This is a genomic window from Legionella nigrisilvae (assembly GCF_977063395.2).
This window is the reverse complement of sequence record NZ_CDRUGZ020000022.1, coordinates 120,960-147,045: the sequence shown is the minus strand read 5'-3', so window position 1 is coordinate 147,045 and position 26,086 is coordinate 120,960. Positions and strand designations below refer to the sequence as shown.

Below are 26,086 nucleotides of genomic sequence, written 5' to 3'. Positions count from 1 at the left end.
TTATTCTACACTTATTATAAGCGAAAATGGGAGGAAGTAATTGGACCATCTCTATAGTTTGGGCAATATTTTAATGCTCCTCAGCCTTTGTTTCAGAAAAGTGCTCTTTCTTCGCACCATCTTCATATTATCTGATTTATCATTTTTACTTTATGGTGTATTAGCTAATGTGCCACCGGTTGCTTATTGGGCAATCGCATCGTTAATTATTAATTTTGTACAGATTGTTTTTTTGTTAAGAGATCTGATGCCGAGAGATTTGCCTTATGATTTACAACAGATAAAGGATCTATTTTTTTTAAGCATGCAAACAAGTGACTTTATTCGTCTAATTAAACTAAGTAATCAAGGTAATTCAAGAAATGAAAAAATATTAACTAAAGGTGAGCCAGTAGAATATTTAATGTTGATTACTAAAGGATCGGTATACATTGAGTTAGAGGAAGAGATTATAGAAGTAGGACCGTATCATTTTATTGGAGAGATGAGTTATTTTAGAGATGGAAAAGCTAGCACTACCATATATGCAAAGGATCCTGTAGATTATTTATACTGGAATTATTCTGACTTACATCGTTTACAAGAAAACAAACCTTCATTATTTATGAGAATGGTAGAGGCAATGGGGAAAGATATTATATTGAAAATGCTCAATCAAACAGAACAACAAAGAAATTAGGGTGATATTCTTTAGTTGCAGCGAAGCAGGTAATATTAAGAACAACTTCACTGCACCCATTTCCAACACTAATTTTTTAAATTTAAATCCAAATATTGTTCTGCATCCAGAGCTGCCATACATCCCACTCCCGCAGAGGTAATGGCTTGTCGGTACACATGGTCAGCCACATCACCACAAGCAAATACTCCAGGAATGGATGTGCTGGTAGCCATACCTTCCAATCCCGATTTAATAACAATATAACCATTATTCATAAGAAGTTGATCTTTAAATAAGTCCGTATTAGGTGTATGCCCTATAGCAATAAATACCCCGTCCACGTTTAATAATTCCTGTGAATCGGTTTGTAAATTGCGAATTAAGGCGCCAGTGACTTTTTTACCATCTCCGATGACTTCATCAAGGGTGGAGTTCCATATTATTTTAATATTGCCTGTACGCGTTTTTTCGAAAAGTTTATCCTGAAGTATTTTTTCAGCACGTAGACTGTCACGTCGATGGATCAAAGTTACTGAAGAAGCTAGGTTAGATAAATACAGTGCTTCTTCAACTGCCGTATTTCCTCCACCAATAACACACACGGTTTTATTGCGATAAAAAAACCCATCGCAAGTCGCGCAGGCAGAAACCCCTCGACCTTGATAGGCTGATTCTGATTCGAGTCCTAAATAACGAGCGGAAGCTCCTGTAGCGATGATAAGAGCATCACACGTGTACGTATCACTATCACCATGAAGTATAAAAGGTGCTTGTGCTAAATTTGCTTTAACAATATGATCAAAAATAATTTGAGTTTCAAAGCGTTCAGCATGTTTTTGCATGCGGTCCATCAGGGCAGGGCCTTGTAATCCCTCAACATCGCCGGGCCAGTTATCTACATCTGTTGTGGTCGTTAATTGACCTCCTGGCTGCATGCCAGTGATTAAAACGGGATGAAGATTGGCTCTTGCAGCGTAGACTGCAGCGGTGTAACCTGCTGGTCCTGAACCTAATATAATTAAGCGGTGATGATTGCTTGAGCTCATTCTCTCTGCCTTCCTTAATATTTTGATATTTTGTGTTAAGATGGCGAATATTATGACAAAAACAAAGATATGAAAATACCTATGGAAAAACAACATTCGGGAAAAAAATCTGGTCTTTCTAAAAAACACATGCCTAGCTATGTTGTGAAACGACTTAGCGAAGGTAGTTTTATATTAATTTTAACGAGTGCTTTTTTTGTGCTCTTGTCTTTGCTCTCTTATAAAAACAGTGATCCAGGGTTTTTCCATGCTTCGCGTGCTGGAGCTGCTGTTGCAAACTCAGGCGGACAAGTAGGTGCATACATTGCTGATGCTCTTTATTTTACATTTGGGTATTTTGCTTATTTGGTACCTATCGCTTTTGCTTATATTTCATGGGCTTTATTGCATGATGTTCATACCTTAAAAATTCTTGATAAACGAGTTTTATTGCTTCGCTCTATTGGTCTGATGCTTATGTTTGCTGGAGGGTGTGGCTTATTAAGTCTTGAAGCGGAAATGAGTCGATTAAGCTTCATCCATGGCCCCGGAGGATTAATAGGGCAAACTGTGGGTGGTGGTTGGTATCAAATGCTGAACTTACACGGAGCGAGCTTGGTTTTATTGGCCATGCTTTTAGTAGGAACTACTTGGTTAACCGGTTTATCCTGGATAAAAGCCATCGAGCTTATTGGTTTATATACTTTATTCACTGCAAATTATATTTCTAAAACGGTACAAAAAGCAGTACTTTTTTTTAAGAATCAGTTTGCACGAACCCCGTCAAAAGAATCCACCAAAATACCTCGTGAAAAACCTGCTCCAAAATTATTTAAGCCTAAGGTAGAGAAAGAAAAAGAGGTGGTTATTCCTCCTGTTCTACTGAGTAATGAAATAAAACCTGAAATGGTTAGAAACGAAAGTAATAAACCTGAAATTAATAGACCCGAAATTGTTAAGCCTATTAAAGAAGTAAAAGAAATTCGTCTTCCCAAGGTTAGTACTTCAGGCGAATTGCCTTCTTTAAGTTTATTGGATAAAGGTGAGCCAGGTAAGCCTATGGGTGGGTATACTCATCACGAGTTAGAGAATTTATCGCGAGAAGTAGAGCAACATTTGTTAGATTTTGGTATTCAGGCGGGTGTGGTTGCGGTTCACCCAGGACCTGTCGTGACTCGTTTTGAGTTGCAATTGGCTGCAGGTGTTAAAGTAAGTAAGCTTACGGCCTTGGCTAAAGATTTAGCTCGCTCTTTATCGGTAACTTCAGTCCGTGTAGTCGAAGTAATTCCAGGTAAAACTGTGGTTGGATTGGAATTACCCAATCATTCACGAGAAATGGTTCGTTTATCAGATGTTTTATTAGCGGATGTATACCAACAGGCTCACTCACCCATTTCTTTATCTTTAGGTGTGGATATAGCAGGGCATCCTGTCGTTGTTGATTTAGCAAAAATGCCTCATCTCTTGGTCGCTGGAACGACGGGCTCTGGAAAATCAGTGGGCATCAATGCCATGATTCTAAGTATCTTATTTAAGGCAACTCCGGAGCAGGTACGTTTGATTATGGTGGATCCTAAGATGTTGGAGTTGTCTGTTTATGATGGTATCCCTCATCTGTTAACTCCTGTTGTTACAGATATGAAAGAAGCTGCTAGTGCTCTGCGTTGGTGTGTTGAGGAGATGGAGCGACGTTATCGATTAATGGCGGCAATGGGAGTACGAAATTTAGCTGGATTCAATAGTAAGATCGCTGAAGGAATCGCTAATGGCCAACCGTTAGTTAACCCTTTATGGAAACCTGTTGACTCAATGGATGAATCCGCTCCAGAGTTAGAACCCTTGCCTTATATTGTTGTCATGATTGATGAGCTTGCGGATATGATGATGGTCGTGGGTAAAAAAGTAGAACAATTAATTGCACGTATTGCCCAAAAAGCACGGGCAGCAGGAATTCACATGATTCTTGCTACTCAAAGGCCTTCAGTAGATGTATTAACTGGATTAATTAAATCAAATATTCCTACACGAATATCGTTTCAAGTTTCGTCAAAAATTGATTCTCGTACTATATTAGATCAACAAGGTGCGGAACAGTTATTAGGGCACGGGGATATGCTGTTTTTGGCTCCCGGAAGTGGCGCACCCTTACGAGTTCATGGCGCTTTTGTTGATGATAAAGAGGTACATCGTATTGCTGATGACTGGCGCGCACGTGGAGAGCCTAATTATATTGAGGATATTTTAAAATTAACGAACGATGGCAATGAAGGTGGTTCGGATGAAGATGGTCAATCTGCAGAAGATGATGATCCTCTTTATGATCAAGCAGTAGAGTTTGTTATTCAAACACGTAAGGCAAGTATTTCTGCAGTTCAACGACGGTTAAAGATAGGGTACAACCGGGCAGCGCGAATGGTTGAGGAAATGGAGCGAACTGGGATTGTGGGGCCATTAGATGGTGGTTATCGAGATGTCTTAGTATCATCTGTAACGGAGGATTAGTTATGAAAAAAATATTAATAGCATTACTTTTAAGCGTTTCTACTGCAGTTTTTAGTGAAACCCCAGATGTATTGTTACAGAATAAATTAAATAGTATTCGCTCAATGACCGCAGTTTTTAAGCAATCTGTAAAAGCAAAACATCGTGTAGTATCTCGTTCATCAGGAACTATGGCATTACAAAGACCTGGTCGATTCCGATGGCAAACTTTGCAGCCTATGGCGCAATTAATGGTAGCTGATGGCCAGAAAATTTGGGTTTATGATAAAGACTTAGAACAAGTCACTGTTAAAACACAAAGAAAAGGCTTAGGAGGAACTGCGGCTTTGTTCTTAAGTGGTTATGACAATACTGTGACACGAGACTTTAATGTGACTCAGAGCAACATGGGAAATGAAATCGTTTTTGATTTGAAATCAAAATCACCTAAAGCCAATTTCCAACGCATAAAACTCGTCTTTCGGCAAAACAATTTAACAGGATTAGAGTTATACGATCAATTAGGCCAAGTAACTACGGTCCAATTATCCCAAATTAAATTAAATCCTAAATTGGCTACTAATTTGTTTCAATTCAAAACGCCAAAAGGGGTTGATGTGGTTCAGCAATGAGTTTATTTGAAACCACGCCTACGCCGCCACTCGCTGAGCTTTTAAGACCTCGAAGCCTCGATGAAGTGATTGGTCAGAGTCATTTATTAGGTGAGGGGAAATCCTTACGGCTCAGTTTTGCTGCTAAAAAACTTCATTCAATGATCCTATGGGGGCCACCCGGGGTCGGGAAGACCACAATTGCTCGAATTACTGCTGAAGCTTTTGATTGCGAATGGATAGCACTTTCAGCAGTATTTTCTGGAGTTAAAGATATTCGGGCCGCAGTTGAAAAAGCACAAGAAAATCTAACTTTGGGTACACATACCATCTTGTTTATTGATGAAATTCATCGTTTTAACAAAGCCCAACAAGATGCATTATTGCCCTTCACAGAATCAGGTTTGGTCACTTTCATAGGTGCTACTACAGAAAATCCTTCTTTTGAAGTGAACTCTGCTTTGTTATCACGAGCTCAAGTTTATGTTTTAAAGTCCTTGACTGATGAGGAGTTGAAACAGTTATTTCAAAAAGCGTACCAGGCTGTTTTATCCTCTATTCAATTTGATGACGATGCGATAGATATGCTTATTGCATTTGCCGATGGGGATGCAAGACGGTTATTAAATAGTCTTGAACAATTACAAACGGCCTGTGCTGCAATGAATAATACACATGTAACAAAAGAATTTGTGGTGAATTCATTGGCAGAGCAGGTCAGGCGTTTTGATAAAAGTGGAGATAACTTTTACGATCAAATTTCTGCCTTACATAAATCCGTTCGTGGCTCTAATCCTGATGCGGCTTTATATTGGTTATGCCGTATGCTCGATGGAGGAGCCGATCCACGTTATTTGGCACGGCGTATAGTGAGGATGGCTTGGGAGGATATCGGTTTAGCTGACCCGCGTGCCATTCAAATTGCGAATGATGCCGCACTAACTTACGAAAGACTAGGTTCTCCTGAAGGCGAACTCGCTCTGGGAGAAGCGGTCATATATTTATCAATTGCAGCAAAAAGTAATGCGGCCTATGTGGCTTTTAACCAAGCGAGGGATTTTGTAAAAAAAGATAAATCGCGAGAAGTCCCTATTCATTTGCGCAATGCACCAACGCATTTAATGAAAAAACTAGGACATGGAAAAGAGTATCGTTACGCTCATGATGAACCACATGCTTACGCTGCTGGAGAACATTATTTACCTGAAGGCATGCAGGAGCCTGGTTGGTATAACCCTGTTCCTCGTGGTCTGGAAATAAAAATTGCAGAGAAACTTGCGTTTCTAAAATCACTGGATGAAAACGAACCAAAATCTTAGTTTTGAACACAGCAAACCACTCCTTATCCTGAGTGCAACAAGGGATCTTCACGCTGTAACATCGTGTTGCGATGGGAGAGCCCCTCGTCACCCCCCGATTGACAGGCCCAATAGATCCCAGGTTTGGCTGCATGTCTAAATGCTGCGCTGGGATCTAAGCTACAATACCTATAAAAGTACTTTAGGTTCCAACTACTCTCATAATTTACAATCTGGAAGATTCCAACTGGACTCAATGATATTGGCGCCAGCTTCGTGCTGTTTGCTATAATTAAATATCAAGGGCTTATCGTAACTAAAAAAGGGTGCATAAAAATTTTTATAAGATACTTGTCCATCGGTAAGAAATACAGAACATGTATTGGGTAAGAGTTCCGCTACACTTTTAATGTTTTTATATCGAGAATTTTCACCAATGTAACTGTGATCAAAACCCAAGAAAGCCAGGTAAGGTTCCTTATTATTTTCCTTTTCAATAATTTTTGCTGCGTTACCATTGAAACTATGAATTCTGAACTGTTCATCTCCATCTAAGTATTTCATTTGGAAACTTTTAATACAGGATAAGATTGCAGGATAAGAATCGAGCGCCACGATACGAATCCCGGCTTTTTTGGCTGCTTTTACTATATCCGTATACCCCGAAAATCCGCATCCACTTGCCAGATCTTTGAAGTATAAATAGGCAGCTAGTTCGGGTGGAAGCTCGTCACTCGTGCTATGAAAATAGGCATCGAGCAATTGTTGATGGCGATCATAAAAAAGAAATTCAAAAAATAAAGTTTTTATGCCTAATTGCTTAAAGTATTCTAAATTTCCAATAAGAAATTTTTTGGGAAATTTGTGATGATGAATTTCGCCTAAGAAGATTCCATTAGGAAGTGTTTTATTATTTTTTAGTTCCTCAAATGATTTTTTTAATGCCTCTTTTCTTTGTGGTACTGAGAAGTAAGAATGTGATGCTTGTGAAAAACTCCAGCCAGAATGAGAGTAATTTGTTTTTTGGGCCAAATTTATGGATAGTTGGCATAATGATTTAATTTCAGATATATATTCATCCACGGGTTTATTATGCCAAAGACGATAGCGGTTACTCTCCCAAGTGGAAGCAAAAGGTTTTTCAGTTAGATGAAGTTGTAGTTTTTCATCAAAATCAGTATAGGTGATTAGAACCTCTAATTCATCGGGATAATAGTCAAAGTAAATTTGTCGTTGTTCATCATCAAAATAAATTTTAATATGTTCCCGTGGAAAACCTTTTTTAACTAAAGCATCAATTAATTGCTGATAACATTGTTTAATGATCGGGTAATTAATCTCTTCAATTGATTCGCTATTGATTCCTTTTAGAATGCATATGCTCATGGGTAAGCCCTCTAATTTTAGTAGGGGCGCTTTTTAGAGATTGTATCCTGAACATTGGTATTGAGTTTGTGGAGAAGTTATAGCGCCAAATCCAACTGTACATACTCAACCTGAAAAACAATGTTCAGGTTACTCATGCACATATTCATATTTGGACGCATTATTGTCATAAAATTACTATGTTTGAATAATTTAATAACAATATATTTATCATGTTTACTCTTGAATGTCAATAAAAAAGTCATGTCGTGGGTAAGCAATTAATTACATGATTTTAAATGTATTTTCATTTTATTATAAATTTGCTACAGTCATCTAATTAATTATAATAATTTCATCAAGTATGCATTATTCTAATTACCAAACATGTGCTGTAAGACCACAAATACCTCTTTCTGAGTGGGATATCTTATCTAGTTTGCCAACTGCTTTGGTAATTATCAATTCTCAAGGACGAATTGTGTGGTTAAATCCACCGGCCGAAGCTATGCTAGGCTATGGATTACTTGATTCCCTATGGTTGGATGTGATTCTACGTGCTTTTGTACCTCGTGCTGACGATGGGCATGAAGTTTCTCTGGCAGATGGGCGTCGGGTTCACGTAGCAATCGCCACCTTGGATAGCTTGCCAGGTATATTAGTTAGTTTAACGGATATAACTGCTACACGGGATTATGAAAAAGCCAAAGAAAATGAAAAACGTTTGGTCTCAATCGGTACAATGACTGCACAACTCGCGCATCAAATCAGGACACCATTAGCTTCGGCAATGTTGTATACAGAACATTTAAACAACCTTCCTGATTTAGAATTTCGTACTCAAAATTGGATTCATCGATTACAAGAATGCCATACCAGTATTGAACAACAAATCCAGGACTTGTTACTGTTTGCACGAGGTACTACAATCGAACCCACCCGCATGGATATGAATTATTGGTGTTCCTTACTCGTGCAACGTGCACAGCCATATGTCTTAGCTAATAATGTCAGCTTCAATGTAAATAATAAGCTGTATACTCGTGAATCATTAATTCATGCAGAGTCATTAATTGGTGCTGTTTTAAACTTGGTGATCAATTCCTTGCAATCAGATGCGACAGAAATTAATTTAACACTTGCATCTATAGATAATTCAGGTATACAAATATCAGTAGAGGACAATGGTAAAGGAATGACAGAAGAGGTGAAGAACCAGGCTTTTTCCCCTTTTTATACTACAAAAGCCCAAGGCAATGGTTTGGGATTAGCAGTCGTTTACGCAGTAGTTAAAGCACATGGTGGTCGATTGAGTCTAGAATCTACGGAAGGAGTTGGTACACAGGTTAATTTGTTTTTGCCGTAAATATGTTGAGTGGTCATCCTGAACATGGCAAAGTGCTCTGATTTAACTTAGGTTAAATTCTTGAAGTGCTTAACCAAGCTTAGGATGATATCCTTTTTATAACACTTAGAAAAAGGACTTTCTATGAGTCATGTTTTAATCGTTGAAGATGATCCAGTATTAAGGGAAGCGCTGGCTGAAACAATGACTATTGCTGGCCATACATATATTACCGCTAAAGATGGCAAGGAGGCTTTGGCTCTTTTAGAAATCCATAATCCATCAGTGGTATTAACGGACATTCGTATGGATGAACTAGATGGAAATCAATTACTCGCGGAAATCCAAAAGAGAAGACTTGGATTACCGGTGATTTTGATGACCGCTTATGGGTCAGTGCAAGATGCCGTGAATGCGCTTCATCATGGTGCGGTAGATTATTTACAAAAACCATTCAGCGCTCAAGTACTGACTGAAAAAATCAATCAATACATTAAAGTTGAGTTTGATGAAGATACTGGAGAGCCCATCGCTAAAGATCCAAAAAGCCAGGCTTTATTAACGATGGCTTTAAAAGTCGCTCAATCAGATGTTGGCGTTATGATTAGTGGTGAAAGTGGAACAGGAAAAGAAGTCTTAGCCCATTTTATTCATGATCATTCCTCTCGAAAAAAGCAACCCTTTATTGCAATTAATTGTGCGGCAATTCCTGAGCAAATGCTTGAAGCGACATTATTCGGTTATGAAAAGGGTTCATTTACTGGGGCGTATAAATCAACCCCTGGAAAATTCGAACAAGCGCAGGGAGGAACTTTACTTCTTGATGAAGTGAGCGAAATGCCTTTAAGCCTACAAGCTAAATTACTCCGCGTTTTACAGGAGAAAGAAGTAGAGCGAATTGGTGCTAATAAAACAATTAGTTTAGACGTTCGGATTTTAGCTACTACGAACCGACAACTCAAAGATGAAGTCAAGGCGGGCCGATTTAGGGAAGATTTGTTTTATCGGTTAAACGTGTTCCCTTTGCAGTGGCATCCTTTACGTGAAAGGAAGAATGATATCATTCCCTTGGCTAATTATCTGATTCGTAAACATTGTCAACATAAACAACCAGTGGTTCCTGTGATATGTCCAGCGGCTCAAAAATTGATGTTGGCATATCCTTGGCCAGGAAATGCGCGTGAGTTGGATAATGTGATTCAACGCGCTTTAGTTCTACAAACTCAAGGCATTATAGAAGCAGAGCATTTACAATTGTCATTAACTGCTACCTTAGTTCCCGATACTGCTCCAGGTGCTAATAGTAAAAACTTACAAATCCATGAATTTGAATTGATTGAAAAAACATTATTGGAGAATGAGGGAAATAGACAAAAAGTAGCTGCTTTATTGGGTGTAAGTGAGCGTACGTTACGCTATAAATTAGCAAAAATGCGCGAAGAAGGTTATACAGTATAAAAATTTTAGTGGCCGGTGCTTTGAGGACCTGAATGAAGATAAAGCCATCACTGTGGATTAACCGGTTTACTTGAAGCAGATAAAAAAGGATGTAACATCAAATACAATGAGGTTAATAGGGATATGAGTGAAATTAATACAGCTAATATACTAAATCAGATCAAAACAATGTCTGCTAAAGCTGAAGGAAAAATTCTTGAGGCAGAAGCAAATCAATCTCCTTTTGGCTCTGTATTTCAACACGCTATGAATCAAGTCAATGACTTACATCAATCTGCGGATGCATTAAAAACCCGTTTTGAAATGGGGGATCCTAATGTAAGTCTTGGGGAAGTGATGATAGCAGCCCAAAAATCCAATTTGGGGCTTGAAGCTACTGTTCGAGTTCGTAACAAAGTGGTACAAGTGTACCAAGACATTATGAATATGCCAGTATAATTAGGAGCTTAGTATGGCATTGGCTGATAGTGCATCAACAGTTGCTGCAAAATTTGCAAATCTCTCTATTGCTCGACAAATTGGTTTATTAATAGGTGTGGCTGCAAGTATTGCGATTGGCTTGGCTGTTGTTTTATGGTCTCGTGATCCGAATTATGTTCCATTATATACGCAAATGAATGCGCGTGATGCTGCTGAGATAGTATCTGCTCTAGAACGTAACGGTGTTGATTTTAAGATTGATAATAACAACAGTATGATTTTGGTTGCGGCGGATAATCTGCAAAGTGCGCGGCTTAAATTGGCTATGGAAGGATTGCCTCGTGATCCAGTGGGTTCAGAAGAACTTTTTTCCAATGCTAATGCATTTAATAGTAGCCAATTTATGGAAAATGCACGTTATAAGCAAGCTTTGGAAGCTGAATTGGCCCGTACTATAAGTAAGTTCAATGATATTAAATCAGCTCGAGTCCATTTAGCAATTCCACGCGAATCAGCTTTTGTTCGTGATGCTCACGAACCCAGTGCTTCAGTGTTCCTGGATGTCTATTCTGGTTTAGAACTTAAAAAACATACAATTGCAGCCATTGTGAACTTAGTTGCATCAAGTATCCCAAATTTATCTGCATCTCGGGTGACCGTTGTCGATCAGGATGGGCAATTGCTAAATGAAGGTGGGGGACAAACCTTTTTTACTGAGACGGAACGATTTTTAGATTATAGACAAAATTTAGAGCATCAATATGCTCAAAAAATTCAAGATATTTTGACGCCAATATTGGGTTATGGGCGAGTAAGGGCGAAAGTTTCTGCGGATATTGATTTTACAAGTTATGAACAAACACAAGAACTGTTTAATCCTGAACTCCCTTCTTTGCGTAGCGAGCAAACCATGGAAGAAAAACGCAGTGCGTCAAGTGATGCTGTTGGAGTTCCAGGCACTTTATCCAATACACCGCAAACGAATCCTGCTCTTGCTGCCAAGAATGTACCGCCTAAAAATGGGCCGCCCCCCCCACAGCAGCAAACAGCATCGGATACAAATCAGTCCACCGATATACGTACGCAAAGTACCAAAAATTTTGAGTTGGATAAAACGGTTAGTCATACCAAAAATCAGCCTGGGACGATTAAACGACTTTCAGTTGCTGTATTAGTAGATAATCGAGCCGTAATGGATGAGAAAACTAAAAAAATGACTAAAGCTCCTTTGACTCCAAAGGAAATTGATCAAATCAAATTACTGGTTGCAGATGCAATTGGGTTAAATGTACAGCGTGGTGATAGTCTGAATGTAATTAATACGGGATTTGTTAAACCTGACCCTGTTGCAGCTATTCCTGAGGAACGTTTTTGGCAGAAAGATATCTTCTGGTCGATAGTGAAGCAGGCAGGAGCTGCGATATTTGTTCTGGCACTAATCTTTGGCGTACTAAGGCCTATGCTCAAAACCCTTGCCACTAATCGAACTGTTAGTAGTATTGTAAGTGATGAGCCCCCTATAGGAGATTTAACTTACGATGGAACCATCTCCATTAAAGACGCTAATGATTATGAGTCACAGTTAAATTTATTACGGCAGGTTGTGGATAAGGAACCCAAACGTGTGGCACAGGTAGTTAAAAATTGGGTTGATCGGGGGTAACTATGGATGGAATAGAGCGTGCGGCCATCTTGCTATTAAGCATGGGTGAGAAAAATGCTGCTGAAGTATTAAGACATTTGGAACCGAGACAAGTTCAAAAGGTTGGTGTTGCGATGTCGACATTGAGTAATGTTACTAAGGCAAAAATGGAAAATGTCCTGGTGGAATTTACCCATGCTATAGGAGATCAAACGAGCCTAACCGTCGACACTGAGCATTATTTACGCACAGTGCTCATTGAAGCTTTAGGCTTGGAGAAGGCAACTCCATTTATTGACCGAATTTTGGTCTCTGATAAAGACAGTGGACTTAACCGTTTAAAATGGTTGGATGGTCGATTAATTGCTGATGTAATTCGCAACGAGCACCCACAAATTATTGCCACCATATTAATTCATTTGGATAGTGAGCAAGCAGCTGAAGTAGTACGCTATTTTAGTGTTGATAAACGATCGGAAGTCTTATTGCGTATGTGCAATATTGATACCGTAAAACCAGAAGCCATCTCCGAGCTAGGACAGGTTATAGAGAAACAACTAAGTGGTCAGAAAGTGAGTAAAACCGCCTCTGTAGGAGGAATTAAGAGTGTTGCTGATGTAATCAACTATTTCGATGGTGCTATGGAAGAAGAGGTATTGAATAAAATAAAAGATTGGGATGAAGAGTTAAGCGAAAAAATCAGAGACAAAATGTTTGTCTTTGAGAACTTGGTAGATATGGATGATCGAAGTATGCAAACGTTATTGCGTGATGTGACGCCTGAACAATTAAAACTGGCTTTAAAGGGGACTACCGAGCCTACTAAAGAAAAAATATTCTCCAATATGTCTAAACGAGCTGCGGATTTATTGCGTGAGGATATTGAACTACAAGGACCTGTAAAAGTTGTTGATGTAGAGCGTGCTCAACGTGATATTTTAGGTATAGCAAAAAACCTTGCTGAAGACGGTAAGATTGCTCTGGGCTCTAAGGGTGGCGATGATATGATTTAGTGGGTTGGGAGGCAACCAACTCGATTTCTGATTGGATATGATTTGCAGGATAAGCATATGTCGAATGAATTTAAGCCTTACCTTAACAAAAAAGAAAGTAATAGTGGGTTTAGTGCTTGGGATTATGAATCAATTATAAATAATGAAGCAAAAGCAGAAATTAATGAGGAGGAACTATTTCTTGCGGAATGTGAACGCTTGAAGCAAGAAGCTATAAAGAAGGGCTATACGGAGGGAATGCAGCAAGCCATGGCCGAAATTAATGACAAAAGAGAGCAGTTCATACGTTGGTTTGATTTATTACAAAATCCAGTAAAACTTCTAGATGAACACGTTACCCAAGAAATCATTCAAACCATAATTTGGCTCAGCAAGCATTGTATTGGGGTCGAGTTATCCGTTAATCCAGAGCAATTAAAAAACTTATTCAATATCATCAAATTAGAGTTACCTTCTTTACAAACTAATAAAATACTTGCTATGCATCCAGAAGATGTAAATTGGGTTAAAAATGAATTTGGTGAAAAAGAAATACCTGGTTTACAAGAGATTTTGGTAGCAGATCCTTTATTGAGCCGTGGAGATTTCTATTTAAAAGGTGAATACAGCGAGTTAGATGGCCGAATATTTACTCGTTTCGCAACTTTGTTTACAAAATATATTAACCAGGATAACTTGATTCCACCCTTAAAAGATCAGGGTAACCAATGAAAATTTATGAGTCTCATCTGGTTGAGGTATTGTCTGAAATTCGCGAAAAAGAACATTCAGGACTATTGCATTGCGGCCGAGTAAGTCGTGCAGTAGGTCTTACTTTAGAAGCCAAAGGATTTCACCAACCTATTGGTGCACGTTGTTTTATTAATATTGATGGATCACGTACGATTGAAGCCGAAGTAGTTGGTTTTAGCCAAAATTGCGTTTATTTGATGTCTATAGGAGCGATCCAAGGACTCGCCCCTGGTATGATCATTACCCCAACTGGACGGGTCGCTCAGGTGGGAGTGGGAGCTCAATTACTTGGACGAATTGTTAATGGAGCGGGGGTTCTTATTGATGATGGCCCACCTCTTGAGATGAAGGATTCCTATCCTTTAATTAGCCCAGCAGTTAATCCTTTAAAAAGAGCAATCATCGATACACCCTTGGATGTAGGCATTCGTGCAATTAATGGTTTACTCACTGTGGGGCGCGGACAGAGGATCGGTTTATTTGCGGGATCCGGTGTAGGAAAATCTGTGTTATTAGGAATGATGACTCGTTTTACCCAAGCGGATGTGGTGGTAGTTGGATTGATTGGTGAGCGCGGTAGAGAGGTTAAAGAATTTATTGAATCGAATTTAGGTGAAGAAGGTTTAAAACGCGCGATTGTTGTAGCTGCACCCGCAGATGAAAGTCCACTAATGCGTTTGCACGGTGCTAAAGTAGCGACTAGTATCGCTGAGTATTTTCGTGATCAGGGTAAACATGTGCTTCTCTTAATGGATTCATTAACTCGTTTTGCTCAGGCTCAACGAGAGATTGCTCTATCTATTGGAGAAGCCCCAGCAACGAAAGGTTATCCTCCTTCAGTTTTTGCCAAATTACCAAAGCTTGTTGAGCGGGCTGGTAATGGAGAACCAGGTAGCGGTTCGATTACTGCATTTTATACCGTTTTAACTGAGGGGGATGATTTGCAAGATCCGATTGCTGATGCAGCACGGGCTATTTTGGATGGGCATATTGTTCTAAGTCGATCGATTGCGGAAGAAGGACAATATCCTGCTATTGATTTGGAAGCTTCGATAAGTCGAGTAATGCAAACTATAGTACCTGAACAACAAATGAATGATATGCTATTATTCAAAAAATATTTATCCCTGTATGAGAAAAACAAAGATTTCATACTTCTTGGCGCTTATGTTAAAGGAAGCGATCCTAATCTTGATAAAGCGATTCAAGCTCGAGATAAAATTAGGGAATATATGGAACAAGGAATCAACGAACGAGTTGTTTATAAACAAAGTGTAGGGATGTTATCCCAATTAGTATCATCTTTTGGAGCTAATTGATGAGTCAGCGATTAGAGCGTTTAAAACAACTGTTGCAGATGAAAAAAGAAGCGACCTATGCCGCATACCAGGATCTTTTAAAAGCCCAGGAGCAATTCAAACATAATAAGTTAAAGCATGAGCAATTAGTATCTTATCGACAGGATTATTTAAAGCAAGTTGAAAAAATTGGTGAACAAGGAACTGTAGTGGCTCGACTACGTAATCGTATCGATTTTATTAGCCATTTGGATACAGCTTTAATACAATTGAATACGCATTTAGCATATTTAGGAAAGGTAAGGTCTAAAGCCGAACTTAATTACAAGCAAGCTAAAATTTCTGAAGAAGGAGTCAATCATTTGATTGACCGGGTTAACAAGAGCGAACAACTCAAAATCCAGCGCATAGAACAAAAAGAAAATGATGAGTATGCGCAAAAGCAATGGTATAGTAAAAAAATCAATGAGTAATCGAACACTAAGCGTTAGGAAAGTAGTAAAAAGAATATGGATGCTTTTAGCTATCTTTATTATCTTTATGGCTGTTTTATCCAGTATATTTCGATCGTTGACTCCTTGGGCAAAAGAATATAAGGGGGAAGTCGAACAGCATCTTTCAGTTCTCATAGGGCAACCGGTAACGATACAAACGATGGAGACAGGATGGTATTGGTTTCAACCAGTACTTAAATTACATCAGGTTACATTGGGCAATGATTCAGACCATACCTTTCGTATCAACAAATTGTTAGTTGGTATTAACTTATTTAAATCATTATGGAGTTGGCAGATTCAACCCGGAGTCCTCTATATTGATGACATGCATCTCAATTTGAGAGAAAAAGATCATCACTGGACTATTGATGGTGTTGCAACTGACTCGCTCAATAGCAGCGATATGACTCCCGAGAAAACTAAGCAAATATTAATCTGGCTATCGCAACAAGAACATTTAATTATCAAACAGGTTTCAGCGTATTTTCATTTTAGCGACGGGGGATTGATTCCTGTTAATGGTTTAAATGTATCGGTAGTAAATCGAGGGGGACATTATAAATTTAAGGGCGAAGCACGACTTGCACAAACCAGTAGCACTAATTTTCAGCTGTTAGGTGATGGATATTTTGATCCGGAACATTTCGAGGACATTGAAGGAAAATTTTATTTCTCAGCCAAAAATGTTGTGCCTGCTCAATGGCAAAGTTTATTTCCTAAAGCCACAGAACATTTGGAAGGCGGTAAAGGTTATATAAATTTATGGCTTGATGTGCATCATGGTGCCATCTCTTCCATACAAGCGCAGATAACTTTTAAGCGACTCGCTTGGAGATTATTGAACAATCAACAGAGCCAACTCATCCAATCATTTTTTGCCAATCTTTCTTGGAAACCCAATAGTTTGGGTTGGCAGTTTCAAGCCGATCCAATTAGATTGCGAATAGGTGGTGTGACATGGCCCGAGAATAAATTATTGCTTAAATACAATAAAGAGCAACAAAGTTACCAATTATTTGTAAAGTCAATCATTATTGAATCATTGTTTTCTAATGCGATTAACTGGCCTAAAAGTATCCAAGATATATTGAGCATGAAGCCTAAAGGAGTCCTAAAAGATACTCAACTTCTTGTCGCTTTAAATACTAATGTGTCAGTTATTCCACCCGTTCCCGTTTTTAACACCTTTACTGTAAATGAACAGTCAACGTCAAAATCATCGTCCTCTCTTAGTACCTCTCAGAATATTACTGATCCATTACTAATAAGAAAAAATGATTTTTCCATTAGTGACTATTCAATAAATTATGTTTTAACACGTTTTGAGGAGTTAGAATGGAATGGCAAAGGAACAATTCCTCAAGTAAGAAATCTCTCAGGTGTTATAAATTGGCAGCCGGAACAAGGACGTTTAGAACTAGATTCTGAAAATACCTCGGTAAAAGTTAAAGGATATCCAGAACAAATCTTAACATTACTCAATGGAGCTTTTGAATGGAAAGAGTTAAGTGATGGTTTGCGAGTAAGTATGGAACGACTGGTAATAAATCAGCCCGAACTCACATTAAGTATGCGAGGCGCAATCGATCAGGTGACTCGAGAGTCTGTAGGTACTATTCGTCTCGGCATTGAGTTTTCTGGAAAGAATTGGCAAAAATGGGTGGCGTTTTTACCTAAAAAGTACATGAAACCCAAATTATATCTCTGGCTGAAAAATGATGTAAAACGTATTGCAGTCGCGAGTGGAAGGATAATTGTTAATGGTTTGGCAAAAGAATTTCCTTTCGATAACAATACTGGTGAATTCACTTTAGAAAGTTATGCAAGCGGAGGAGAGCTTGCCATTAACTCAAAATGGCCGGTTGTCAAAGAGATTGATGGATACATTCATCTAAAAAATCGTAATCTCAATATTGATATAGTCCATGCTAATTTTCAGGGTGTACCGGCTAAGCAAATGTTTTTGCGAATTTATGACATTGGAAAAAATAAAGAGAATTTACTGGTGACTGGGAAAATTGATGCATCAGTACAAAAAATGATGAATTATGTGATGGCGTCACCTTTAAAGAAAAAACTGTCGCTTTTAAAAATGTTGTCCGTCAAAGGCTCCGCTTTACTTGATTTAAGTGTACAGGTTCCTTTATATCCAGAGAATGATGAGGTCCTTGCTAAAGGAAATGTGGCCTTTAAAAATAATACGATAACTGTCAATCATGAATTAGGCCAATTTGCTGTACGAAATGTTTCAGGGGGTTTGATGTTTAATGAAACTGGAATAATCGACAGTTACCTGTTCGCCAATATCTTGGGTCATCCAATGAACATCAAAATTCAATCCGTTAAAGACCCCAAACCCGCTACAACAATTGCAATTACTGGAAAATGTACCGTTGATTCTTTGAAAAACCAATTTAAATTGCCACTTCTTTCTGTAGTTGATGGCTCATTTGATATGAATGCAGTTTTGAAGTTGAGTGATAAACCTTCTGAGGCTGATAGCATCAGTTTTAATAGTACTTTGGAAGGATTGGAAGTTAATTTACCTGAGCCTTTAGGTAAAAAATCAGATACAAAGGCGCCTCTTCAGTTAAATCTTGACCTTAATGCAAAGAAAATGATGCGTTTGAATGGAAATTACGACAATCGTTTAAGTGCGGATCTTCTTTTTAAAAATGCGAAAGAAGCTTATGTTTTTGATTCAGGACAAGTACGTTTAGGTAGTGCTAATGCTGTAAATCAAAAATTGCCTGGGCTTTCAATTGTAGGTGTATTAAAAGGATTTGATTTACACGCATGGAAGGATGTATACAATCAATTTTCATCACCAAAAACAGGCGCATCCTTATTTAACAATTTGCGAATTATCAATGTAACTATAGATAAATTGGGTTTTTTGAAACAGCAATTTAATAAAATGAAAGTGAAAGCAAAAATTTTGCCGAATAAGGATTGGTCTTTTAATTTGCAACAGAAAAATATTGCAGCGGATTTAATCTATCGAGCACCTGGAAATGAATTAAGTGGTCATGTCTATCATTTAAATTTAGAGAAGATTGATACAGTAGGTGGCGATCTTGCCGAGAGCACCCAAGTACATCCAAAACAAATACCCAATCTTAACTTGCGGATTGATAATTTATCCGTAGGCAAAGTGCAAGTGGGGGATGTAACTTTAAAAAGTCAATCCACAGCTGAAAAGTGGAAAATGGATTATTGCCAAATTACTTCACCCGTATATCAATTTAATATTCAGGGCGAATGGATTCAAAAGGAGAATAGAGATCAGACAAATTTTGACCTCAAACTGAGTATCGCCAATCTAGCTAAAACTCTGGAACGTTGGAATGTCACTCCCACGGTCCATGCAAAAAAAGGATATATGGAGTTTCATGGCGGTTGGAATAAGAGTTTATATCAATTCTCTCTTGCATCGTTAAAAGGGACTATGTATTTGCAACTTAAAAACGGAAGGATTACGCATTTAAGTAAGGAGACAGAAGAAAAGTTAGGTCTCGGTAAATTATTAAGTATCCTAAGCTTGCAAACCATTCCGCGCCGTTTACAATTAGATTTTAGTGATTTGGCACATCAAGGGTATAGCTTCGATATTTTTCAGGGAAATTTTATTGTAAATAAGGGAATTATGGGCACACAAGACAGCTATCTTGATGGTCCTGTCGCTTATGCAAGCATGAAAGGCGATCTTGATTTGGTTAAACATACTTATGATCTAAACTTGAAAATATCCCCTCATATAACAGCCAGTTTGCCTGTTGTTGCAACTATTGCTGGTGGGCCTGTAGCTGGTGTTGCAGCCTGGGTGGCCAATAAAATTATTAATCAAAGTATGCAGAAAATTTCTGCGTATAGTTATAAAATTTCAGGACCTTGGGATGAACCTGTTGTACAACAGCTCGATATTGTAAAGAAAATAATGAGAAAGGAAGAGTCCTAATCTTATGGATTTAGCTTAATGTTACATCTTATATTTGATCGTTATTGGGATATTTGTTTATTAAAAGAAAGTCCAGAAAATACACCATATTCCATTTCTCTAATGGTATTAAGTAGTATTTTACTGATTTTACTGATCACGATTGAATGGGATTATTCTTATTTTAATTCTTCCGAAGATCTCGTTAATAATGTCGCTACTTCAATATACTTGGTGATTTCTTATATCATTTATACCTATCTGGCTTTGTATTTAAAAGGATTAACTTCACGCTTGGTGCAAACAGTTACATCGTTATACTGTATCAACATTATCATCCATATATTAGTGGTACCGTTATTGATTTTAGCACCTTACTTGTCTCTTCCTAATCTAAAAAATCCCTTATTAATATTTGTAGGCATTCTTTATTTGTTTTTCAGTTTAGGATTATCAGTTTGGCAGTTTGTTATCATAGCCCATATATTTAAGTTCGCGTTAAACACAACAGCAATTCAATCGGTCTTAGCCGCATTTGGTTTAATAGCGGTTAATATATTAACTGTTTCTTTTTTACAATGAGATAGGATTATCATGCATTTACATATTTTAGGTATAAGCGGAACTTTTATGAGCGCTCTAGCTTTATTAGCACGGGATGCCGGTCATAAAGTTACTGGTAGTGATGCGAATTGTTATCCACCCGTGAGCGATTTGCTTACTGCAAAAGGGATAATCTGGACTGAAGGGTATGATGATCCTACTTTAGCCTTGCAAGCAGATCTCGTTATTGTGGGGAATGCGATGAAAAGAGGGATGCCTGTACTCGAAGCGGTCATTGAATCAGGTAAGCAGTACACTTCTGGACCACAGTGGCTTGCGGAAAATATTTTATCCAAATATCGAGTAATCGCTGTTGCTGGGACACATGGTAAAACGACTACTACATCAATGATTGCATGGATTTTACATCAAGCAGGATTGAATCCTGGCTTTTTAATTGGTGGCGTATCTTCTGATTTTAAGACGAGTGCTTGTCTCGGAACAGGTAAATGGTTTGTGATCGAAGCAGATGAATATGATAGTGCTTTTTTTGATAAACGTCCTAAATTCATGCATTATCGCCCAAGAATTGCTATTTTGAACAATCTGGAATTTGATCATGCTGATATTTATCCTGATTTAGCAGCGATTCAATTGCAATTTCATTATCTGTTGCGAACTATCCCTGCCAGCGGTGTTGCCATAAAACCTCGAGATGATAAAGCACTTAATGAAGTTATTGAGCGTGGACAATATTCACGCATTGAAGAGTTGGCTTTGGAAGGGAACGCTCAATGGTCAGCCCAATTAATTGAGGAAAATGGCTCTGCCTTTAAAGTATTACATCATGGAAAAGAAGTCGCTGAGGTGAAATGGCCATTAATAGGGCGTTTTAATGTTGAAAATGGCCTAGCAGCTCTTGCTGCGAGTGTAAACGCTGGGATCGAGCCTAAAGTTGCAGCTGAGGCTTTAGAACGGTTTACGCCTGTAAAACGTCGATTAGAGGTTCGCTCAAATAAACATGACATAACGGTTTATGATGATTTTGCACATCATCCTACAGCCATTATGCGAACGGTTGATGCTTTAAAACGAAGCAATAGACATCAACGTATTTTTGCAGTGTTAGAGTTTGCATCCTACACCATGCGAACAGGGGTTCATGCGGATGAAATGGCGCATGCCTTGCAACCCGTTCATGGAGCGTATGTTTTAGAACCACAGGATTTCAATTTGCATGAAACAATAAGCAACTGGACGTGTCCCTATAAGATTTGTAAAAATCATGACGAAATAATTAAAGAAATAACCCATACAGTACAAGCAGGAGATGCTGTTTTGGTTATGAGTAACCGAGGTTTTAATGGAATTCATCAAAAGTTAATCAATTCTATAGACGAGCGGTTTTCAAGATAGATTTGGGACTCAGGACAGAGGATTACGATGAGAGATCCCTTGTTGCACTCAGGATGATTGCAAGAGATCCCCGGGTTCCTCTGCACCCATGCTAAATCTAAGTTTAAACATTTCTTCATATCTGACTTGCTGAGTTATCCTCGAACTTATTGGGCATAAAAAAACTAGAAAAAAGACGTTTAATTCTTTTTATGTTCAATTAGTTAAATTAATAGTTGCAATATTTTTTATAGGTTGCTATAAAAAATGAAGGCGTTTACATTTTTGGACAATGACGCGTTGCAGTTATTGCGGGTCAGATTTGCAGGAGGGACGCAATGACAGAGTTTGCCGAATTTCAGCAAAAAGCGAAAAAACTAGCAACGTGTTTGGCGCGATCTTATGGACACCATGTGGGATGTTTGAATTTTTTTTCTTTATTCGTTCCTAATCATGTTGCTATCGATGATGCGGCTACAATAAGCATGCTGGCTCACAGTTTAGATGAGACCTATGAACTAATCCAATATGTTAAAGTTGTTAAGAGAGATCTTACGCTAACTCTAGATGATTTCAATGAATTTAAAAGTAAGGTTATTATTGGAATATATTTGGTCAAGTGGACCCAATATAATTCTTCAGTCAGTAATTATCTTTACCAATCTTTGATTGAATTATTTCGTAGTCATTTAGAAATCCAATCTCTTGATGAAATGGATAAGGATTTTTTTAATTCATGTTTGAGCGAGTTCAGTTATTATTGCACTTTTGTATATGAACGGCGCGAAGAAGAAACATACCGGGAACTAAATAAGCGATTAGGAGCAACAATTCAAAAGGACATTCATGAAGCAAAATATTTTTCGTCTAGCAAGAATTCTTCAGCTTTATTTGGGCTTTATAGAGGAATTATGAATTCTTTGGGAATGAGTATGTATTAAGGAGGATGTATGACTTTTATTCCGCCAACGTTTGCAAAACTTAGAGTCAATACGCTGAACTTAGAAACTAAATATTCCACTATATTGGGAAGGTATACAGTAGTGGATAGTCAGGTCAGTGAGGGATCCTCTGCACTGGATGTATTAATAGCTAGAACAAATGAAGTAATTAAATGTAAATCAGATCGAACTCCTCAAATTGAAGTGTTTAATCAATTGGTTAATGAATTACGCCAAATTCCGAAAGAAAACAAAAAGGATACAGAGCAAGGAACAATGTTTTTATTAGGGGCCTTAATTCATCGTTATTTTCGATTGATTAAGGAGTATGACAATCATAATTATTATGCCTCTTGGACGATATGGGGTAAATGTAATGTAACTGATTGCAGGTTATTTCAAGCGATAAGAAGAGCATTGCAATTTAAAGAATTAGACGAAGTAAAAAAGACTTTTAGAGTAGATGATTTAAAAATTCTTGATGTTGTAACTATTGTCAAAGCACTAGAGGTTTTTCGTAATAACATGCTGCTTGAAGATAAAGAACATGTTGCTCGATTTATGAAATACCCGCACTTTGCTGAAGATAAAAATTTCAAACCTTACTTACAGGACATTATCGATGAACATGCGCGAAGAGGAGCAGCTATTCTAAATCAGTTTGCAGCAATTGAATTCATTAAAACTTTAGCAGAACAAATTGAAAATGAACGGCAACAGCTGGAGAAAGATATAGAAAAATGGTGTAAAGGGGTAGCCAAAGATTATAAAGATTTTAAGGTCTTTAAAAATTTAGATGATGAGGCAATAAATGCAAGCCTAAGTAAATATGTGGAATCAGAAACATCCAGAAATATAATTTTTAGTTTATTTTATACTCCATTAATACAAGACAACCTTGAGTCCACAGAGCACAGCTCCTTTTTAACCAAAATGAAAGGTTGTTATGATTCAACATGCAGCTATATGCTTTTTGGTGGCTATGTATTGCTATTACAACAGTCAAAAACGCTAGATACGGATCTACTCTTTACGCTTCAGCAAGCTTTAGGTTTGGAAAAAAATCTGGATGAATTAACTCAAGACGATATGCTCAATGGGGTGAAGTTTCTCAAACAATTCCTTGAAACAGAGCCTGGCGCTGTCTTGGATTGCACATTTTTCAATGGAAAAGTTAAAATGCTTACGGCCATCGCAAGAGCTGAGAAAGAGCTCACCTATCAGGAAGAGCAGAAAAAAGACGAAGTGGTGATACTTACTGTTTAAATTTTATTGAAAAAGTATCTTATTTGGATTATTTATATACAAGTCGACAGTATAAATTATCTTATAGCAGTTATTGGTGGTAAATTGGGTGAAGTCTTGGGCAGAAGAGTCCTGTCGATTAACTTGGAGAACTTGATCTAGCCCAAGAAGATTGAGTTGGGTCAGAATTTCTCCAAGAGAGATCTGAATTATCAGAATTTCTTACGTAAAGCACCTTCAATATAGGTTCACAGACCTTTTCTTAGATAAATTCTTATTAAGAATTTGCTGTGCTCCTCTATATTATCTACAGAGGTAAGTGCACTCTTTCTACTTTCTTCCAGTACTTTGAAATGAATACCATTCCTAACATATGTGGTTCGTATTAGTCCAAATTTGGCTCCATTTGTAAGCTGGAGTTAATAATGATCGGATTAAAGAAGAAAATAAAGGATGAGGTGCACTTAAATACATCCAAGAAATAAACAAGGAACGGAAACAATTTTCTATTCCCAGAGATATTTGTTGTTTTATGAATAATCAAAGCGCTAATGAAAACGGATTAAAATCGGTTTTCACATCATAATGATCTACATTATCCTTTCGCTTTAAATAATTGGAAACATGATAAGTAATGGGTAATGCACATATTTCATACAATACTTTGAATAAATACATCGTTCCAATAATTTGCCAAATCGCCGCATAGGGAATCATGAATAAAAAAGCAATATGAGTAAAAAGTAAGGTATCGATACCTACACCGATCATTGTGCTTGTAATTGCTCGCAACCAAAGCCGCTCACCAGATGTTAACACTTTCAGTTTGGCCAGAATAATTGAATTGGCAAATTCACCAAAAAAATAACTAATGACAGAGGCTGTGAACACCCTTAATGTTCCTTGATATACAGTTGCATAAGCTTCTTGATGAGACCAAAAGGGTGAAGGAGTCAGATAAATGGTAAGCCAGGTGCCCAAAAAAACGATAGTATTCGCCAGTAATGCCATCCAAATAATCCGTCGACTCACTTTAAATCCATATACTTCAGTCAAAATGTCATCAAAAACATAGGTTAAAGGAAAAAAAATCAAACCCGCAGCAAAACTAATTGAACCAAAAGCAGCAATTTTAAAGGCTGCTAAATTCGATAAAATTAAAAAAGTTGTAAACAAAATTCCTACACTAATGACACTGGATTTGTTGGCGGATGTATGTTTAGGGAACCTTTTAATTAGATCCAGGTTATTTGTTTGTTCGGCCGAATATAAAGCTGCGATATGTGCTACATCTTCATGCGAAAAATTATCCAACCATTTTTTATGGTACAGTTCACTTATAGGCTTATCAAAAGTGACTGCCCCACCAGTAACTTGGACTTTAACGTAAACTTTAGCTGTATTAAGATAGTTCTCGTCAACTGAAATAATCCGATATGCATTTGAAATAATTTTACCTGTAGAGGTCTGAAACAGTTGTTTTATTCGCTGAAATAATTTATTGATCATGGTTTTATATATTGAGAAACGATAATGACTGACGCCCTTATTATGCCTAAAAATAAAGCTAAAGTCAGTACGATTACGCTTGAGACGCTTATTGGACAATCCATTCAAATGGAGCCACTTACTATAAATCATTATGCCAATTTGCGTTATCCGGCTAATGATGCCCGTATTTGGACTTACATGCCAAATAAAGCGAATGGTGAGTTTTATGATTCCTGGTTTCAAGATTGTTTGTTAAAGCAAGTGCAGGGTTTACAATTCACGTATGTGATAAGAAGATTTAAAGATAACGAGTTAATTGGAAGCCGAGCTTATTATGAGATCGACTTGCAACATAAAAAATTGGAAGTGGGCTATGGCTGGCTGACGCCATCAGTATGGGGTAAGCAGTACAATCATGAGTCGTTATTTTTGTTATTTCAAAATGCATTTGAAGCGTGGAGCCTTAATCGGGTTCAAATCGCAACAGATCCTCGTAATGTGAAAAACTACAATACATTAAACAAATTAGGCGCTACAAAAGAGGGTATTCTGCGTCAACATATGATTCATCACAATGGACAGGTCACAGATACGGTTTTATATAGTATCCTTGCTGAAGAGTGGCCTGAAGTGAAAAAGAAGTTAGTAGAACGATTAAAACGTGTAGAATGTTAATGAAGGAGCTGCT

21 protein-coding genes are annotated in these 26,086 nt (G+C 37.8%); 18 read left to right on the top strand and 3 right to left on the bottom strand.

Annotated features, from left to right (window positions below; genetic code table 11):
• Nucleotides 1-40 precede the first annotated feature (40 nt).
• Complete coding sequence (locus tag ACWTE2_RS13830) at nt 41-679, top strand: cyclic nucleotide-binding domain-containing protein (RefSeq protein WP_454785806.1); 639 nt, start codon at nt 41-43, stop codon at nt 677-679.
• 68 nt (nt 680-747) lie between these two features.
• Here the strand turns inward: ACWTE2_RS13830 and trxB are convergent, their stop codons facing one another.
• On the bottom strand, nt 748-1,707 hold the full coding sequence (gene trxB, locus ACWTE2_RS13825; protein ID WP_454785805.1) for a thioredoxin-disulfide reductase: 960 nt from the start codon (nt 1,705-1,707) through the stop codon (nt 748-750).
• A gap of 81 nt (nt 1,708-1,788) precedes the next feature.
• Between trxB and ACWTE2_RS13820 the strand changes: the two genes are divergently transcribed.
• The 3 genes from ACWTE2_RS13820 to ACWTE2_RS13810 are packed head-to-tail and all read left to right on the top strand — an operon-like array spanning nt 1,789 to nt 6,097.
• Nucleotides 1,789-4,188 carry a DNA translocase FtsK gene (locus ACWTE2_RS13820; protein ID WP_454785804.1) on the top strand — a complete coding sequence of 800 codons (2,400 nt, stop codon included), beginning with the start codon at nt 1,789-1,791 and terminating at the stop codon, nt 4,186-4,188.
• 2 nt (nt 4,189-4,190) lie between these two features.
• Complete coding sequence (gene lolA, locus ACWTE2_RS13815) at nt 4,191-4,799, top strand: outer membrane lipoprotein periplasmic chaperone LolA (protein ID WP_182393383.1); 609 nt, start codon at nt 4,191-4,193, stop codon at nt 4,797-4,799.
• Nucleotides 4,796-6,097: a replication-associated recombination protein A gene (locus tag ACWTE2_RS13810; RefSeq protein ID WP_454785803.1), complete on the top strand. Its 1,302-nt coding sequence runs from the start codon at nt 4,796-4,798 to the stop codon at nt 6,095-6,097. The genes lolA and ACWTE2_RS13810 overlap by 4 nt, the downstream gene beginning before the upstream one ends.
• Before the next feature lie 198 nt (nt 6,098-6,295).
• On the opposite strand, the gene ACWTE2_RS13805 is transcribed toward ACWTE2_RS13810, so the two are convergent.
• Nucleotides 6,296-7,462 carry a TraB/GumN family protein gene (locus ACWTE2_RS13805; protein WP_454785802.1) on the bottom strand — a complete coding sequence of 389 codons (1,167 nt, stop codon included), beginning with the start codon at nt 7,460-7,462 and terminating at the stop codon, nt 6,296-6,298.
• 343 nt (nt 7,463-7,805) lie between these two features.
• Here ACWTE2_RS13805 and ACWTE2_RS13800 point away from each other — a divergent pair, with 343 nt between their 5' ends.
• The 13 genes from ACWTE2_RS13800 (at nt 7,806) to ACWTE2_RS13740 (ending at nt 23,928) form a co-directional block, all read left to right on the top strand.
• Nucleotides 7,806-8,807, top strand: coding sequence for a sensor histidine kinase (locus ACWTE2_RS13800; RefSeq protein WP_454785801.1), 1,002 nt, complete (start codon nt 7,806-7,808; stop codon nt 8,805-8,807).
• A 123-nt stretch (nt 8,808-8,930) separates the two neighbouring features.
• The gene (locus tag ACWTE2_RS13795; RefSeq protein WP_182393391.1) at nt 8,931-10,244 is read left to right on the top strand and encodes a sigma-54-dependent transcriptional regulator; all 1,314 of its coding nucleotides are present in this window, start codon (nt 8,931-8,933) and stop codon (nt 10,242-10,244) included.
• Nucleotides 10,245-10,367: 123 nt separating this feature from the next.
• Nucleotides 10,368-10,682, top strand: a complete 315-nt coding sequence (gene fliE / locus ACWTE2_RS13790) for a flagellar hook-basal body complex protein FliE (protein WP_182393392.1) — start codon at nt 10,368-10,370, stop codon at nt 10,680-10,682.
• A 13-nt stretch (nt 10,683-10,695) separates the two neighbouring features.
• Complete coding sequence (gene fliF / locus ACWTE2_RS13785; RefSeq protein ID WP_454785800.1) at nt 10,696-12,327, top strand: flagellar basal-body MS-ring/collar protein FliF; 1,632 nt, start codon at nt 10,696-10,698, stop codon at nt 12,325-12,327.
• A 2-nt stretch (nt 12,328-12,329) separates the two neighbouring features.
• Nucleotides 12,330-13,319, top strand: coding sequence for a flagellar motor switch protein FliG (gene fliG / locus ACWTE2_RS13780; protein WP_182393397.1), 990 nt, complete (start codon nt 12,330-12,332; stop codon nt 13,317-13,319).
• Nucleotides 13,320-13,376: 57 nt separating this feature from the next.
• Nucleotides 13,377-14,030 carry a flagellar assembly protein FliH gene (locus ACWTE2_RS13775; RefSeq protein ID WP_454785799.1) on the top strand — a complete coding sequence of 218 codons (654 nt, stop codon included), beginning with the start codon at nt 13,377-13,379 and terminating at the stop codon, nt 14,028-14,030.
• The gene (fliI, locus tag ACWTE2_RS13770; RefSeq protein ID WP_454785798.1) at nt 14,027-15,370 is read left to right on the top strand and encodes a flagellar protein export ATPase FliI; all 1,344 of its coding nucleotides are present in this window, start codon (nt 14,027-14,029) and stop codon (nt 15,368-15,370) included. Before ACWTE2_RS13775 ends, fliI begins: the two co-directional genes overlap by 4 nt.
• Nucleotides 15,370-15,822 carry a flagellar export protein FliJ gene (gene fliJ / locus ACWTE2_RS13765; RefSeq protein ID WP_182393402.1) on the top strand — a complete coding sequence of 151 codons (453 nt, stop codon included), beginning with the start codon at nt 15,370-15,372 and terminating at the stop codon, nt 15,820-15,822. The genes fliI and fliJ overlap by 1 nt, the downstream gene beginning before the upstream one ends.
• A complete protein-coding gene (locus ACWTE2_RS13760) occupies nt 15,782-19,804 on the top strand; it encodes a YhdP family protein (RefSeq protein ID WP_454785797.1) in 4,023 nt (1,340 codons plus the stop codon). Before fliJ ends, ACWTE2_RS13760 begins: the two co-directional genes overlap by 41 nt.
• Nucleotides 19,805-19,822: 18 nt before the next feature.
• Nucleotides 19,823-20,365, top strand: coding sequence for a hypothetical protein (locus ACWTE2_RS13755; RefSeq protein ID WP_454785796.1), 543 nt, complete (start codon nt 19,823-19,825; stop codon nt 20,363-20,365).
• Between the two features lie 12 nt (nt 20,366-20,377).
• Nucleotides 20,378-21,742, top strand: a complete 1,365-nt coding sequence (gene mpl / locus ACWTE2_RS13750) for a UDP-N-acetylmuramate:L-alanyl-gamma-D-glutamyl-meso-diaminopimelate ligase (protein WP_454785795.1) — start codon at nt 20,378-20,380, stop codon at nt 21,740-21,742.
• Nucleotides 21,743-22,059: 317 nt separating this feature from the next.
• Complete coding sequence (locus tag ACWTE2_RS13745; RefSeq protein ID WP_454785794.1) at nt 22,060-22,662, top strand: hypothetical protein; 603 nt, start codon at nt 22,060-22,062, stop codon at nt 22,660-22,662.
• Between the two features lie 9 nt (nt 22,663-22,671).
• Nucleotides 22,672-23,928 carry a hypothetical protein gene (locus ACWTE2_RS13740; RefSeq protein WP_454785793.1) on the top strand — a complete coding sequence of 419 codons (1,257 nt, stop codon included), beginning with the start codon at nt 22,672-22,674 and terminating at the stop codon, nt 23,926-23,928.
• A gap of 519 nt (nt 23,929-24,447) precedes the next feature.
• On the opposite strand, the gene ACWTE2_RS13735 is transcribed toward ACWTE2_RS13740, so the two are convergent.
• Complete coding sequence (locus ACWTE2_RS13735; RefSeq protein WP_454785792.1) at nt 24,448-25,416, bottom strand: queuosine precursor transporter; 969 nt, start codon at nt 25,414-25,416, stop codon at nt 24,448-24,450.
• Nucleotides 25,417-25,440: 24 nt separating this feature from the next.
• Between ACWTE2_RS13735 and ACWTE2_RS13730 the strand changes: the two genes are divergently transcribed.
• Nucleotides 25,441-26,073: a GNAT family N-acetyltransferase gene (locus tag ACWTE2_RS13730; protein WP_454785791.1), complete on the top strand. Its 633-nt coding sequence runs from the start codon at nt 25,441-25,443 to the stop codon at nt 26,071-26,073.
• Nucleotides 26,074-26,086 lie beyond the last annotated feature (13 nt).

Coding starts and splice junctions, on each gene's coding strand:
- ACWTE2_RS13805 (WP_454785802.1), bottom strand. CDS start 7,462: ATGAGCATATGCATTCTAAAAGGAATCAATAGCGAATCAATTGAAGAG.
- ACWTE2_RS13760 (WP_454785797.1), top strand. CDS start 15,782: ATGCGCAAAAGCAATGGTATAGTAAAAAAATCAATGAGTAATCGAACA.
- ACWTE2_RS13795 (WP_182393391.1), top strand. CDS start 8,931: ATGAGTCATGTTTTAATCGTTGAAGATGATCCAGTATTAAGGGAAGCG.
- ACWTE2_RS13810 (WP_454785803.1), top strand. CDS start 4,796: ATGAGTTTATTTGAAACCACGCCTACGCCGCCACTCGCTGAGCTTTTA.
- fliF (WP_454785800.1), top strand. CDS start 10,696: ATGGCATTGGCTGATAGTGCATCAACAGTTGCTGCAAAATTTGCAAAT.
- ACWTE2_RS13745 (WP_454785794.1), top strand. CDS start 22,060: ATGACAGAGTTTGCCGAATTTCAGCAAAAAGCGAAAAAACTAGCAACG.
- fliG (WP_182393397.1), top strand. CDS start 12,330: ATGGATGGAATAGAGCGTGCGGCCATCTTGCTATTAAGCATGGGTGAG.
- ACWTE2_RS13775 (WP_454785799.1), top strand. CDS start 13,377: ATGTCGAATGAATTTAAGCCTTACCTTAACAAAAAAGAAAGTAATAGT.
- lolA (WP_182393383.1), top strand. CDS start 4,191: ATGAAAAAAATATTAATAGCATTACTTTTAAGCGTTTCTACTGCAGTT.
- fliJ (WP_182393402.1), top strand. CDS start 15,370: ATGAGTCAGCGATTAGAGCGTTTAAAACAACTGTTGCAGATGAAAAAA.
- mpl (WP_454785795.1), top strand. CDS start 20,378: ATGCATTTACATATTTTAGGTATAAGCGGAACTTTTATGAGCGCTCTA.
- ACWTE2_RS13730 (WP_454785791.1), top strand. CDS start 25,441: ATGACTGACGCCCTTATTATGCCTAAAAATAAAGCTAAAGTCAGTACG.
- ACWTE2_RS13820 (WP_454785804.1), top strand. CDS start 1,789: ATGGAAAAACAACATTCGGGAAAAAAATCTGGTCTTTCTAAAAAACAC.
- ACWTE2_RS13735 (WP_454785792.1), bottom strand. CDS start 25,416: ATGATCAATAAATTATTTCAGCGAATAAAACAACTGTTTCAGACCTCT.
- fliE (WP_182393392.1), top strand. CDS start 10,368: ATGAGTGAAATTAATACAGCTAATATACTAAATCAGATCAAAACAATG.
- ACWTE2_RS13740 (WP_454785793.1), top strand. CDS start 22,672: ATGACTTTTATTCCGCCAACGTTTGCAAAACTTAGAGTCAATACGCTG.
- ACWTE2_RS13800 (WP_454785801.1), top strand. CDS start 7,806: ATGCATTATTCTAATTACCAAACATGTGCTGTAAGACCACAAATACCT.
- fliI (WP_454785798.1), top strand. CDS start 14,027: ATGAAAATTTATGAGTCTCATCTGGTTGAGGTATTGTCTGAAATTCGC.
- ACWTE2_RS13755 (WP_454785796.1), top strand. CDS start 19,823: ATGTTACATCTTATATTTGATCGTTATTGGGATATTTGTTTATTAAAA.
- trxB (WP_454785805.1), bottom strand. CDS start 1,707: ATGAGCTCAAGCAATCATCACCGCTTAATTATATTAGGTTCAGGACCA.